The organism is Mesorhizobium sp. P3_A9 (assembly GCF_056402975.1).
In genome coordinates this window covers 1-12,764 of the sequence record NZ_JBFUGJ010000168.1, presented here as the reverse complement: position 1 = coordinate 12,764, position 12,764 = coordinate 1, and the positions used below count along the sequence as shown (strand labels likewise).

The 12,764-nt window shown below is 62.4% G+C and carries 13 protein-coding genes, 1 pseudogene and 1 riboswitch; of the genes and pseudogenes, 7 read left to right on the top strand and 7 right to left on the bottom strand.

Features of this window, described 5'->3' with window-relative positions:
- Window positions 1–991, bottom strand: a 991-nt coding sequence (locus AC1DX0_RS21225) for a pyridoxal phosphate-dependent aminotransferase (protein WP_477356735.1), incomplete at its 3' end; no start/stop codon positions are given.
- 148 nt (window positions 992–1,139) lie between these two features.
- Window positions 1,140–1,217, top strand: a riboswitch (SAM riboswitch).
- 106 nt (window positions 1,218–1,323) lie between these two features.
- Between AC1DX0_RS21225 and metX the strand changes: the two genes are divergently transcribed.
- Window positions 1,324–2,493, top strand: coding sequence for a homoserine O-acetyltransferase MetX (metX, locus tag AC1DX0_RS21220; RefSeq protein WP_477356733.1), 1,170 nt, complete (start codon window positions 1,324–1,326; stop codon window positions 2,491–2,493).
- The gene (gene metW / locus AC1DX0_RS21215; protein WP_475456822.1) at window positions 2,490–3,104 is read left to right on the top strand and encodes a methionine biosynthesis protein MetW; all 615 of its coding nucleotides are present in this window, start codon (window positions 2,490–2,492) and stop codon (window positions 3,102–3,104) included. Before metX ends, metW begins: the two co-directional genes overlap by 4 nt.
- Before the next feature lie 12 nt (window positions 3,105–3,116).
- Here the strand turns inward: metW and AC1DX0_RS21210 are convergent, their stop codons facing one another.
- Complete coding sequence (locus AC1DX0_RS21210) at window positions 3,117–3,437, bottom strand: DUF1330 domain-containing protein (RefSeq protein ID WP_477223333.1); 321 nt, start codon at window positions 3,435–3,437, stop codon at window positions 3,117–3,119.
- A gap of 290 nt (window positions 3,438–3,727) precedes the next feature.
- On the opposite strand from AC1DX0_RS21210, the gene AC1DX0_RS21205 reads away from it, so the two are divergent.
- Together AC1DX0_RS21205 and AC1DX0_RS21200 are read left to right on the top strand one after the other, a co-directional pair.
- Window positions 3,728–4,723 carry a glycosyltransferase family 2 protein gene (locus AC1DX0_RS21205; RefSeq protein ID WP_477223332.1) on the top strand — a complete coding sequence of 332 codons (996 nt, stop codon included), beginning with the start codon at window positions 3,728–3,730 and terminating at the stop codon, window positions 4,721–4,723.
- Between the two features lies 1 nt (window position 4,724).
- Window positions 4,725–5,660 (top strand): glycosyltransferase family 2 protein, encoded by a 936-nt coding sequence (locus AC1DX0_RS21200; RefSeq protein ID WP_477223331.1) that lies wholly within the window; start codon window positions 4,725–4,727, stop codon window positions 5,658–5,660.
- Window positions 5,661–5,673: 13 nt separating this feature from the next.
- On the opposite strand, the gene AC1DX0_RS21195 is transcribed toward AC1DX0_RS21200, so the two are convergent.
- The 3 genes from AC1DX0_RS21195 to AC1DX0_RS21185 form a co-directional block, all read right to left on the bottom strand.
- Window positions 5,674–6,477 (bottom strand): DUF1194 domain-containing protein, encoded by an 804-nt coding sequence (locus AC1DX0_RS21195; protein WP_477356737.1) that lies wholly within the window; start codon window positions 6,475–6,477, stop codon window positions 5,674–5,676.
- 84 nt (window positions 6,478–6,561) lie between these two features.
- A complete protein-coding gene (locus AC1DX0_RS21190; protein ID WP_477356731.1) occupies window positions 6,562–8,379 on the bottom strand; it encodes an ABC transporter ATP-binding protein/permease in 1,818 nt (605 codons plus the stop codon).
- Window positions 8,380–8,506: 127 nt separating this feature from the next.
- On the bottom strand, window positions 8,507–9,295 hold the full coding sequence (locus AC1DX0_RS21185) for a class I SAM-dependent methyltransferase (protein ID WP_477223329.1): 789 nt from the start codon (window positions 9,293–9,295) through the stop codon (window positions 8,507–8,509).
- A 162-nt stretch (window positions 9,296–9,457) separates the two neighbouring features.
- On the opposite strand from AC1DX0_RS21185, the gene gloB reads away from it, so the two are divergent.
- The 3 genes and pseudogenes from gloB (at window position 9,458) to AC1DX0_RS21170 (ending at window position 11,066) form a co-directional block, all read left to right on the top strand.
- Window positions 9,458–10,225, top strand: a complete 768-nt coding sequence (gene gloB / locus AC1DX0_RS21180) for a hydroxyacylglutathione hydrolase (protein ID WP_477223328.1) — start codon at window positions 9,458–9,460, stop codon at window positions 10,223–10,225.
- Window positions 10,226–10,247: 22 nt separating this feature from the next.
- A pseudogene (locus AC1DX0_RS21175) lies at window positions 10,248–10,672 on the top strand (cupin domain-containing protein).
- 100 nt (window positions 10,673–10,772) lie between these two features.
- Window positions 10,773–11,066 (top strand): hypothetical protein, encoded by a 294-nt coding sequence (locus tag AC1DX0_RS21170; protein WP_477223327.1) that lies wholly within the window; start codon window positions 10,773–10,775, stop codon window positions 11,064–11,066.
- Between the two features lie 58 nt (window positions 11,067–11,124).
- Here the strand turns inward: AC1DX0_RS21170 and AC1DX0_RS21165 are convergent, their stop codons facing one another.
- Both AC1DX0_RS21165 and yddG read right to left on the bottom strand, forming a co-directional pair.
- A complete protein-coding gene (locus tag AC1DX0_RS21165) occupies window positions 11,125–11,799 on the bottom strand; it encodes a lysoplasmalogenase family protein (protein ID WP_477356729.1) in 675 nt (224 codons plus the stop codon).
- Complete coding sequence (yddG, locus tag AC1DX0_RS21160; RefSeq protein ID WP_477356727.1) at window positions 11,796–12,710, bottom strand: aromatic amino acid exporter YddG; 915 nt, start codon at window positions 12,708–12,710, stop codon at window positions 11,796–11,798. Before yddG ends, AC1DX0_RS21165 begins: the two co-directional genes overlap by 4 nt.
- Between the last annotated feature and the right edge of the window lie 54 nt (window positions 12,711–12,764).

The following is a 12,764-nucleotide window of genomic DNA, read 5'->3' as shown; positions in this document are numbered from 1 at the left end:
CGCGCGCGGTCAGGTAATCGTCGGCCGCCGCCGCCGAATGCTTCCGGTCGTCGGGAAARTGGATGAGSASGAAATTGCCGACGCTSGGCGTCACCCGCAGCCCRAGCCYGGTCAWCTCCTGGCTCAGCCAGGYRAGCCAGGTYTCGTTGTGCGCCACGCTGCGCTSRACRTGGKCGCGGTCRCGGRTSGCGGCRATGCCAGCCTCGATYGCCGTCGCRTTGACRTTGAAGGGACCGCGCACGCGGTTGATGGCGTCGACGATGTGCATCGGACCATACATCCAGCCGATCCGTGCCCCACCAAGACCGATCTTGGAGAAGGTGCGGGTCATCACAACGTTCTCCGTGCTGCCGACCAGTTCGATGCCGGCTTCATAGTCGTTGCGGCGGACATATTCSGCRTARGCCGCGTCSAGCACCAGMAGGACATGCCTGGGCAGGCCGGCATGCAGGCGGCGCACCTCCTGGAACGGCACATAGGTGCCGGTCGGATTGTTGGGATTGGCCAGGAACACGATTTTCGTATGCGGCGTGACGGCGGCCAGGATCGCATCGATGTTGGCCCGCTCGTCAGTCTCCTTGACCGCGACCGGCGCAGCACCGGCCGACTGGATGTAAATCTTGTAGACCATGAAGGCATGTTCGGTGAAAATCGCTTCGTCACCGGGCGCGAGATAGATTTGTGCCAAAAGCCCGAGAATCTCATCGGAACCGTTGGAACAGATGATGTTCTGCGCGTTGAGGCCGTGCACCTCGGCGATCGCCTCGCGCAGCCGTTTGGCGGTGCCGTCGGGATAGATGTCGAGTTTGGCGGCAACCTCACGTGCGGCTTCGATCGCCTTCGGTGACGGACCGAGCGGGTTCTCGTTCGACGACAGCTTGTAGACCTTGGCGACACCGGCGGGTGCGGCGCTCTTGCCGGGCACATAGGCGTCGATGTCCATGATGCCCGCGCGCGGGGTTGGCCGTGCCTGATCCAGTGTCTTGTTCATTTCTGCAAAATCCGTCGAAAATGCCTCCATCGGGAGGCCGCTGCGGAAATACAAGCCATGGCCCGCAATGTCGAGAGGCGGCAGTGGTGCCAGCAGCCGGCCCAGATGCCGGCATTGACGGCAGGGCGGGCGAGTTCTAGAAGGACAGCGACAGTTCCGTGGTGATTTGGCCGGTCGGCTTGCAGCCACGTTAAACAATTCGCTAAAGGGCCGTTTGCGTGACGTAACCGGCTTTGCGAATGGCAATGCCGGTTTTTTATTGTCCGCGGCCGGCCGGACGGACGCATCGTCGGCGATTTTTCGCCTGATATGATGCAGCAAGTGAGACGAGAATGGCCGCTCTGCGCGCAGGAAAGACCAACAACGAGGCCGACCAGCCGTCGAGCCCGGTGTTGCGCTTCGGGTCCGACAAGCCGCTCAAGCTCGATGCCGGCACGCTTTTGTCGCCGTTCCAGATCGCCTATCAGACCTATGGCACGCTGAACGATGCCCGCTCCAATGCCATCCTTGTCTGCCATGCGCTGACCGGCGACCAGCATGTCGCCAACACCAACCCGGTGACCGGCAAGCCGGGCTGGTGGGAAGTGCTGATCGGCCCCGGCAAGATCATCGACACCAACCGTTTCTTCGTCATCTGCTCCAATGTCATCGGCGGCTGCCTGGGCTCCACCGGCCCAGCCTCGACCAATCCAGCCACCGGAAAACCCTATGGGCTCGACCTGCCCATCATCACCATCCGCGACATGGTGCGCGCGCAGCAGATGCTGATCGACCATTTCGGCATCGAGAAACTGTTTTGCGTGCTCGGCGGCTCGATGGGCGGCATGCAGGTGCTGGAATGGGCGTCGTGCTATCCGGAGCGTGTCTTTTCAGCGCTGCCGATCGCCACTGGCGCCCGCCATTCATCGCAGAACATCGCCTTCCACGAGGTCGRCCGACAAGCCGTTATGGCTGATCCGGATTGGCATGGCGGCAAATATTTCGAGCACGGCAAGCGCCCCGAAAAGGGCTTGGCGGTGGCGCGCATGGCCGCCCACATCACCTACCTGTCGGAAGCCGCCCTGCACCGAAAATTCGGCCGCAATTTGCAGGACCGCGACCATCTGACTTTCGGCTTCGATGCCGACTTCCAGATCGAAAGCTATCTGCGCCACCAGGGCATGACCTTCGTCGACCGCTTCGACGCCAATTCCTATCTCTACATGACGCGGTCCATGGACTATTTCGACCTCGCCGCCGACCATGGCGGCCGGCTGGCGGATGCYTTTGCCGGCACCAARACCCGCTTCTGCCTGGTGTCGTTCACATCGGACTGGTTGTTTCCGACGGAAGAAAGCCGCTCCATCGTGCATGCCCTCAATGCAGCCGGAGCCTCGGTCTCCTTCGTCGAGATCGAGACCGATCGCGGCCATGACGCTTTCCTGCTCGACGAGCCGGAACTGTTTGCCGCCATCAACGGCTTCATCGGCTCAGCGGCCCGGGCGAGAGGGCTCACATCATGAGCGTCAACGGCAGCCAGCGCGTCGACCTCGAGGTCGTCGCCAACCTCATCCCGCCGCAGTCCCGCGTGCTCGACGTCGGTTCGGGCGATGGCTCATTGCTTGAATTGCTGCAGGACACCAAGCAGGTCGACGGCCGCGGGCTTGAACTGTCGCAGCGCGGCGTCAACGAATGCGTGGCGCGCGGCCTCTCCGTCATCCAGGGCGATGCCGACAAGGATCTCGAATTCTATCCCGACAAGGGCTTTGACTTCGTCGTCCTGTCGCAGACCTTGCAGGCCACCCGCAACCCGAAGCTGGTGCTCGACGAGCTGCTCAGGATCGGCGACCGGGCGATCGTCTCCTTCCCCAATTTCGGCCATTGGCGGGTGCGCCTGTCGCTGTTCGTCAAGGGCCGCATGCCGGTCACCCAGGACCTGCCCTATTCCTGGTACGACACGCCCAACATCCATTTCTGCACCATCCGCGACTTCGTCAATCTGTGCGAGGAGCTCGGCGCGACGGTGGAAAAAGCGACCGCGCTCGACGCCGCTGGCCAGAAGATCGGCCTGTCGATGCCCTGGTGGTTCTGGAATTTCTTTGGCCAGCAGGCGGTGTTCTTGCTGAAGCGATAGGGTACGGCACGTCTAGCCAAGCACATCTGTAGCCTTGTGCGGATGCTCGACACCGTCAACGATGATTACGTCGGAGTCCGAATTATCGGTGCGCAGTGGAAGGATCGCCCGGTAGGCTGGCGAATTGTACCAGTTGCGCACCTGATGCCGGTCGGGAAACTCGATGATGATGAGGTTGCCCGGCCAGCCGTTCTCGATCACCTCCACGTCACCGCCATGCACCAGGAAACGGCCGCCGAAAGGTTCCAGCGTGGCATCGATCTTGTGCAGATATTCGACGATCTGCGGGCACATTGTCACTTGGCGCATATGGGCAACGGCGTAAGCGGTCATGACGTAGCTCCCTTGTCGATCGAGGCCGATTTGCCGGCCTCATGACTGCAGGTTGCCAAAGGAAGTGACGGACTTCGATTACGCCTGAGATAATAGGAGCGATATCGACGCTGCGACCGAATCAGTCCTCGATCAGGCGGAACTGCATTCCTTCCGACCTGCTAACGTGTTGCTATTGGGGCGCGAAATCTGAAATTCGACCTTTCAGGTCGGCCGTATTTCGCATCGTGGGATGACATACGAAGATGTTCTTTGTAGCGTCGCGCCGAACGTAATGCTTTGGGCGGGGCATGGAACGCAAATCCCAGACCTATTCAATCGTAGTCGAAATGGAAAATGCCAAATCCATCAACGAAGATGAGATTGGCGTTTCGTTTCGCGCTTTGGCGCGGGAAATAGAAGGCGCAACGACGCACGATCAATACCCCAAGCCGGAGGTTATTGTCGTTCACAGCGGACAAGCTGCCGAAACGCCGCTTCTTCAGCAGCGTCTGGCCGAGCTTGTTCCGCAACTTGGCGCCGTTGCCAACATGGTCTTCTGCGCCAGCACCGGCAGCCGGTACTATCAGATCAAGAACGCGGGCATTGGACTGGCCACCGGCGACGTCGTGGTTTTCTGTGATTCCGACACGGTCATGGAGACAGGCTGGCTGCCGGCGCTCCTCAAGCCGCTACAGGATCCAAAGACGATCGCCGTGAACGGTTACACCTATCTCAGCTGTGACGATTTCGCCTCGCGCACCTTTGCACTCCTCTGGTTCTTCCCGCTGCGCGACGGGGATCAACGTTTCGCTTCCAGACGGGCGATGAACGCCAACAATTGCGCTTTTCGCAGAGACTGGTTGGCCAGCCACCCCTATCCCGCCAGCAATGGTTTCAAGGTTTCCTGCACGTTGCTCACCAGCCAGCTCAAAAAGAGCGGACATGACTTCGTCCGGGTCGATGCCCGGGCCAGCCACTATCCTCCGCGCGGCTGGCGGTTTTTCTTCTGGCGCGCGCTGGTCACCGGCCGCGATGCGGACCGGAAGTATGTGGCTCTGGAATCGCCGTCGCGAACCGCACGGGTGGTGAAGGCAACAAGGCGTTGGTTTTCGATGTCCCGGCGAGTGAGTGGCCGCATCATAGCGCATGCGACGCAGCTCGGCATGCCCGTCTGGCAAATTCCGTTTGCCCTGGCCGTCGGATTGGTCTTTTGCACGCTGGTCTTTTTTGGCCAGGCGGCCATGGCGCTTGGCCTGGTCAGGGACGAACCGGAATTCGTGCCTCTTTATGTCGGGCATAGCTGAAATGGCCAAGGCCCAGGATACGGCACCCCTTATCACGGTGATCACGCCGACGCACAACCGGCGCGAAACGGTGTTGCGCGCCGTCGAAAGCGTCCTTTCGCAGAGCATGCCGAGGCTTGAGCACATCGTCGTCGACGACGGTTCCACCGACGGCACCGAGGCGGCGCTGGCCCGCATCAGCGACCCGCGGCTGATCTATGTCGGTGCGAAATGGCGAGGCGCCAACGCTGCCAGGAATGCCGGCATCGAACGTGCGCGGGCACCGGTGGTGACATTTCTCGATTCCGACGATGTCTACATGCCGCACCGGCTCGAACGGACCTTGGCGTGGTTCGATGACAATCCCGCGCTTCAGGTGCTGCTCAGTTCGTTCGTCTCCTTGAAGAGCGGCCGCACCACCAACTGCATCAACCCCGAGGCATTCGTCAGCCCGGCGATGCTGGAGCGGACGCTTGTGGCGCAAACGATCTTCATCGCCGGCTCGGCGATATCGGCCCGCCGCGAGGCCTTGCTGGCCATTGGCGGCTATGACAGCGACATCACCCGGATGCAGGATCGGGAATTGCTGCTGCGCCTCGCCCGGCGCTTCGGCGCGCAACTGTCCGGAGATCTCGACTGGACGAAACACAATTCTGAGAATTCGATTTCAGGCCGCCGCGACGGCTATGTCGAAGCCTATGCAAATCTGATGGGCAAGCATCCGCATATTGCCCACGCCTACCCGCACATTCCCCCCTACATGATCTCGCGCCAGCTTATTGCCGATATTCTCAGGGGCCGTTTGCCCGAGGCATTTGCCGGGTACATGGCCAACCGGTCTTCCAAGGAGCTTGGTTACTCGCTGCCGCAACTGGTCAACGGCTATGTCTATGGCCGGCGTTGGCGCCGCGATCTCTACACCGAGTTTCGCAACAAGTGCGGCGCCCGGCCTGCCTGAATCCGTTGCAAGTTCAACGGTCGAGTTCCGGGAAATACGGATCCGATAGGAAGCGCCTGTCGCGCTCGCCTTGCAGGCAGTCGATCGGTGCGTCCGCGTCGACGGGGGTGAGCCTCGCCTTGTCCTGAATGCCGCTCACTTCAAGGATCAGCTTGCGCCGGATGGCGGTGGAAAATTCGGCGGCCGCATAAATCGGCAGCACGAAGGAGCCGGGGCCGCCGGTCACGCACTGTGCATAATACTGGTCGAGATGGCTGAAGGTAGTCGATGGGTTGATGAGGATCGGCAGGCCGTTGATGACGATGCCTTTGGCGGTTGCAGCATCACGCGTCGCGGTGACCGGCGGCCCGATATTGTTGGGGCCATCGCCCGATATGTCGATGACGCTGCGCTCGCCGGCGAAATCCGTCCTGTCGAACAGCCCGGCGCCGAAGGCAAGTGCGGTGGAAATCGACGTGCCGCGAAAACTCYGGAACGGGCGCGCCGCCACCTTGTCGGCAAAGCGGTTGGCGCTCTCCGTGCTGTCGATGATCTGCCAGCCGATGACCGCGTCGTCGCGCACCGTGCCGGCCCATTCGAAATACGCAAGCGCGATGCGGCCCGTATTGCCGGAGCGGACGGCCTGGATGAAATCGGGATGCCGCAGCGCCTCGACATAGCCGGCACGTTGCAGCGCGAATTCCTTCTCGTCCATCGACAGGGAGATATCGACCGCCAGCACAAGCCTGACATCAACGACCGGCGCATCCGGCGATGAAGCGACGGGAACTGCCTGGGCGCAGGCAAGGCAGGCAAGCAGGCGCAGCGCATCGAGCATGGTCAATGCCGGGGTTGTTTCTCCGGGAAATCTTCCATTGCGATCACGGCGAAATAAGGTTTGGGCACAACCAGAGAAAGCAGCCTACTTCCTGCGGCGGGCGGCAGCCGGCGGCGGATCGATGGCGCCAGCCCTGACGCGGGCAGGTTTCAGCGCCGGCGCACCGGAATCCTTCACGATCGTCAGGCCGCGCGGAAAGAACTGATTGTTGTGCTGGCCACGGCCGATGTTGATGATCGTGGCTCCCTTCAGATGCTTTTCCAGCATCGCCAGCACGCGGCGCAGTGCGGGCCCGTCGAACGCATCCATCGCTTCGTCGATGATCACCCATTTCGGCTGCCGCAGGGCGAGCCTGGCCACGCCCAGCAGGCGCTGTTCGTCATCGCCCAACTCATGGTCCCAGCGCCCGACGCGGTCGAGCGACGACGACAGCCGTTCCAGGCCGACCTCGGCCAGCACCGCCACAATGTCGGCATCACTGGCCGGCGCATGCCCGTTCGCGTGATTGAGCACCTCGCGCAACGTGCCGGCCGGCAAATACGGCACCCGCGGCACGAAGATGAGGGTTTCTCTCGCCGGCAGGCCGATCTTGCCGCTKCCCCACGGCCAMAGMCCGGCAATGGCGCGGAAGAACAGCGTCTTGCCGGCGCCCGGCTCGCCGGTGATCATCACCCGCTCGCCGGGGCGGATTTCGACATGCTGGTCGGAGAGTTTTGTGCAGCCCTCCGGCGAGGCCACCTGGAGCTTCTCGAAGGTCAGGCTGCCATTGGCGTTTTGATCGAAGGTGATGCGTTTTTCSGTRTCGTGCAGCACRTCSGTTTCRKCSAGCGCGATGCGGAARTCGGCGACSCGCATCAGCGTSGCGCGCCAGTCGGCGATGCYGCCGATRTTGTTGAYGAACCAGCGCARSGAMGAGTGGACCTGGTTGAAGGCGCCGACCGCCATCATCAGCCCGCCAAAGCTGATGTCGCCSGMGAAATAGACCGGCGAGGCGACSAGGATCGGCGCCACGACGGTGATCCAGCCATAGGTGTCGGTCACCCAAGACAGGTTGATCTGCGCGGTGTAGATGCGCCGCATGGCGCCCAGCACGGTGCCGAGGTCGAGTTCGAGCCGTTGCCTGGCATCGGCTTCGCCATGGTAGAGCGCGATGGCATCGACATTCTCGTTGACGCGCACCATCGAGGAGCGCAGCTCAGCTTCGCGCGTGTAGCGGTCGCTGTTGAGGCTGATCAGCGGTCGCCCGACCAGCCAGCTCAGCCAGGAAGCGATGCCGGCATAGAGGAACGCCGCCCAGACCATGTAGCCCGGTATGGCCAGCGACCAGCCATTGACGTGGAAGACGAAGCCTGAAGACAGTTCCCACAGCACCCCGACGAAAGACACGAGCAGGATGAGCGACTGTAACAGCCCGACACCGAGATCGGTCGACAGGTCGGACAAATGCGCTGCATCCTGCTGCATGCGCTGATCGGGATTGACGCCGATGGCGCCGGCATTGGCCAGCCGGAAGGCGCGCGCCGGCCGCATCCACTGATCGATCAGGTCCAGCGTCAGCGCCTCGCGCAGCTTCAGCCGGATCATCTGGTTGAGCCAGGTCTGGCCTATATTGAGCACCAGAAGCCCGCCCGCGATCATCGCAAAGACGAGAAGTTGGTGCAGGAAGGCCGCCATGTCGCGGCGCGCGAGCGCGTCGTAGAARGGCTGGTTCCAGCGGTTGAGCAGGACCTGGCCGATCGACGTCGCGATGATGACAGCCATGATGGCGACCGACGTCCACAGCAACCACTTGCGAACCGGCGATCCCACCAGCGCCCGTTTGATCGTCGCCACCTGATCGCGCAGGCTGCTGGCCACGGCGACCGGCTGAACGGTGGCCTGATTGTCCAGTTGATCAGCCATGTCAGAGGTCCTTGCCTTCAGGTGTGATGCTGAAACCGGATGAAGAGAGCCGACGGCCGCCGCCGTCAACCAGTCCGCGAGACAGATAGGTCGGGAAAATGCCGCACGAGGAAAGTTTCCGCCTTGATCACGAAGGTTTCACCTGGTGGGACGGCGCTGCCGCGCCTGCGGCCTCGGCCCGGCGGCCGAGCCTAGTCGCGCCATGCGGCGACAGCACCGGCACGAAGACACGGCGGGACGCGCGCTGGGCGACCGGCACACCCTGATAGAGCCGCTTCTGCGCTTCGACGACGATGACGCCGGAAAAGATCGGCCACAGCCGTCGGCCGGCACGCTCCAGCACATTGTGGAAGCGCATCATGAAGCGACGCCGCGATGGCGGGAAGAACAGCGCATCCGACCAGGAAGCGGGCGTGAAATTCGCCTCGCGCAGCAACTCGGTAAGCTGGCCACGTGAAAAAGGCCGGCCATTGCCGAACGGCGTATGCTCGAAGCGCGCCCAGACGCCGCGCCGGTTGGGCACGACGATGACGACGCGTCCCGCCGGCGACAGCACCCGCCAGATCTCGTTCAGCGTCTCGCGCGGGTTTTCGACATGTTCGAGCGAATGGACGAGCAGCATGCGGTCGATGCAGGAATCGACCAGCGGCAGTTCCTCGTCGAAGACCAGCGCTGTCGCCGTCGGCCCCGTCGCCGGCCAGACCACGGCGCCCTGCGTCGCCGGCATGAAGGCGAAGACCCGCTCGGCATCGGAGCCGAAACGCTCCAGCCAGGGCAGCGTATAGCCGAGCCCGACCAGCCGTTCATTGGGGACAGTGGCCCAGATCGACGACAGCGCCATGGTGATCGAGCGCTCGGCGAACCGGCCGAGCGTTGTCGAATAGAAGGAGCGAAGGTCGACGATGTCGGAATGCATGTCAGGGATGTAGCCGTGATATCGGTAGGTTTCAACAAAAGGCCCTGAAGGCTATCGACATCTCCGGGAGTGACTTTGTCATCTCCGGAGTGACACTTGTCATCTCCGGGATGACATCCGCGCGCTGGCGCCCTATGTCTGCGGCGACAATGGAGAGATACGATGGCGGTCGAAATCGAGCAGTTCATGTGCCGCAGCGATAATTTCGGTGTGCTGGTGCATGACCGCAAAAGCGGGCAGACCGCGATCATCGACGCGCCCGAGGAGGCGCCGATCCTGGCCGCGGTCAAGCGCACCGGCTGGACGCCGACGATGATCCTGACCACGCACCACCATACCGACCATGTCGAAGCCAATTTGGCGCTGAAGGAGCGCTTCAAGCTGCGCATCGTCGGCCCGGAGGCTGAAAAGGCCAAGATTCCAGGCATCGACGAAACCGTCGAAGAGGGCTCCGTCCTGCATCTCGGCGATGAACGGATCGAGGTGATCGCCACCCCCGGCCACACCGCCGGCCACGTTTCCTACCATCTGCCGGCATCGAAAGTGGCTTTCACCGCCGACACGCTGTTTGCGCTGGGCTGCGGGCGGCTGTTCGAATGCAAGCCGCCGGTGATGTACGAATCGCTGAAGAAACTTGCCGCACTTCCCGCTGATACCGTTATCTATTGCGGCCACGAATACACGCTCGCCAACGCCCGTTTTGCGCTGACCGTCGACCCGACCAATTCGGCGCTGAAGGAGCGTTCCGCCCGGATCGAGGCGCTGCGGACCGACAACAAGCCGACGCTGCCGACGACGATCGGCGAAGAACTGTCGACCAATCCCTTCCTGCGCTGGCACGATCCGGCGATCCGCAAGCATCTTGGGCTGGAGAAGGCTGGGGATGCCGAGGTGTTCGCCGAGATCCGTAAGCGCAAGGACAATTTTTGAACCCCGGGGGATTTCGGAGACCATGACCAGCTCAGCCGAAATCATCGCAACGCTTGGCCTGAAGCCGCATCCTGAAGGCGGCTGGTACGCGGAAACCTTTCGCGACGAAGCCGGGGGTGCGCGCGGCCATTCGACCGCCATCTATTTCCTGCTGGAACAGCACCAGCTTTCGGCCTGGCATCGGGTCAAGGATGCCGCCGAGGTCTGGCATTTCCATGCCGGCGCGCCGCTGGCGCTGTCCATGTGGGAAGAAGGGTCAACCGTGATCGAGCAGGTGCTCGGCATCGGGCTCGCGGCGGGCGAACGGCCGCAGATCGTCGTGCCGGCAGGTTGGTGGCAATCGGCGCGCAGCTTCGGTGAATGACGCTGGTCGGCTGCACTGTCGCGCCGGGTTTTGATTTCGCCGCCTTCGAACTGGCCGAACCGGGCTGGGAGCCGGGAGAATGATCCCGAAAGGTGCGCCATTTAAACTCTGGTGCAACCAACATCTGCCAGCCATGTTGGCCGATCCGGCTACGCACCTGATGCCCATTGAGGCCATGCCGATATGATTGATTATCGGCTGCCTATGCGAAACAAAGTGCTCATTGCCGCCTTTTCTGCAGTTGGCGTAGCAGGCCTTCTGATCCGGCCTATTTATCCGAAGAGCATCTTTGTCGCACTATTCGTAATGAGCGTGTCCTTTGCAGCGTATTCAATCTTCTACGTATGCAAGTTGTTTCGGGAATGGAATGATATTCCGACGCTTCAAAGGCGCTTGCTCATGATGATTCTTCTCAGCTCTCTCGGTGGATCCTTATACATGATTTACCTGACACTGCGTTCCATGCTGGCGCAGTGAGCAGTAGTTAACCACTGAGCATCATCAGCATTGGTTTCGTCGAATTCGACGGCAAATCCTAGCCCAACAGGAACCCGAGCGTGATCGCCACTTGGGCAGCATAGTACAAAACCCAGACCGCAAATCGCATCCACGCACGATGAGGCGAGATGGCCGCGACCAGAAACTTCTCCGTGGCCAGCAACCCGTCCGAGGCCATGAACAGCACCGCGCCGCCGATGACCCAGACGCTGTTGGTGGTCAGCGCCGCCATGCCCATCGCCAGGATTGCGACGACATAACAGGCGATCGGGATGCGCAAGCTGGGGCCGACGCGACGCCAGAGCGCTGCGAGCATGACGACCACGAACACAGCCAATGCCAGCGCGATCGCCCCGCGCCAGGATTCGGCACCAAGCAATCCCAACCCGCCGCCACTGCGCAGGAACAGTGCGACATAGACTATGTGGGCAATGAGAAAACTCGCCAACCCGCCAAGAAACGCCTTCTCGCCGTCGCGCGACAGGAAGGCGTCACCCACCGCGCTGAGCGCAAGGGCGGTGACCAGAAGCAGCGGGCCGCCTTGCAGCGCCACCAGCACGGCAAGCATCGCGACGCTAAGCGTCTTTGCCGCGGAGCGGGCRAGSSTCGGCKGCATRCCCAGCGTGAARGCRTAGATCRCCGCCGCCACCAGCGARAASAYMAGCGTCGCATTGGCGTTGGCRTCGATACCRCCGGSAAACGGCATCGTCATGCCCCGGCTCCGCTTTCGGATGCCCCGGCTCCGCTTTCAGCCGCGGCCGGCTTGCCCAGGAACAGCGATCTTGCCGCCAGGGCCGCACCACCGGTGATGAGCACGCAGGCGGCAAGGATGCGAAGCGACGGTTCCGCGACGCCGGCCGCGATCAGCACCAGCGTCGACAGCAACGGAGCGGCATAGCTTGCGGCACCCAGCACCTGGATGTTGCCGCGCTTGACGCCGATGTCCCAGGCGTAGAAGGCSGCRCCCACCGGCATCAGSCCRAGGCCRAGCACSGCCAGCCACTGGCCGGCGCCRWCCGGCAGCACRGTCTGTTCCAGCGCCAGATGGCAGACGAGCGACAGCACGGCGGTCGCCGCACAGAACCAGGTGACGATGCTGGTCGGCACCGACGGGAAACGCCGCGACAAAAGCGAATAGGACGACCACAGCACGGCGCAGACGGCGGCCATGGCGTAGCCGAAGGCGTAGCGCGCATCAAAGGCCAGCCCACCGCCCTTGGTGACGATCAGCACGGTGCCGGCAAGGCCGAGCAGCGCGCCGACGACATGGTTCCACGCCAGTTTTTCGCCCGGCATCAGCGCCGAACCGAGCACGATCAGCAACGGCCACAGATAGGCGATCAGGCTCGCCTCCACCGCTGGCGCGCTACGCAAAGCAGTGAAATAGAAAAAGTGGTAGCCGAATAGACCGGCAATGCCGATCACCCAGACCTGTGGCGGTATTTTCTGGCTCTTGTCGGCGGCCGGCATGAACAGCCGCGCGACAAGCCCAACCCCGGTGCCGATCGAGAAGGTGATCGCCGACAACAGGAACGGCGGCACCTTGCCGGATGCATCGGTGAGCAGCGCCAAAAGCGCCCACATGGCGACCGCCGAAAAGCCGATCAGTGTTGCGCGCCCCATTTTTTCTCCCGTGGCGCGCCCTCTTCTGTCTCGGTGGCGTGCCTATTGTACCGC

Bases quoted from the DNA above. Each gene is read 5' to 3' on its own strand.
- AC1DX0_RS21170 (WP_477223327.1), top strand. From the start codon at position 10,773: ATGATTGATTATCGGCTGCCTATGCGAAACAAAGTGCTCATTGCCGCC.
- metW (WP_475456822.1), top strand. From the start codon at position 2,490: ATGAGCGTCAACGGCAGCCAGCGCGTCGACCTCGAGGTCGTCGCCAAC.
- AC1DX0_RS21210 (WP_477223333.1), bottom strand. From the start codon at position 3,437: ATGACCGCTTACGCCGTTGCCCATATGCGCCAAGTGACAATGTGCCCG.
- AC1DX0_RS21205 (WP_477223332.1), top strand. From the start codon at position 3,728: ATGGAACGCAAATCCCAGACCTATTCAATCGTAGTCGAAATGGAAAAT.
- AC1DX0_RS21185 (WP_477223329.1), bottom strand. From the start codon at position 9,295: ATGCATTCCGACATCGTCGACCTTCGCTCCTTCTATTCGACAACGCTC.
- gloB (WP_477223328.1), top strand. From the start codon at position 9,458: ATGGCGGTCGAAATCGAGCAGTTCATGTGCCGCAGCGATAATTTCGGT.
- AC1DX0_RS21200 (WP_477223331.1), top strand. From the start codon at position 4,725: ATGGCCAAGGCCCAGGATACGGCACCCCTTATCACGGTGATCACGCCG.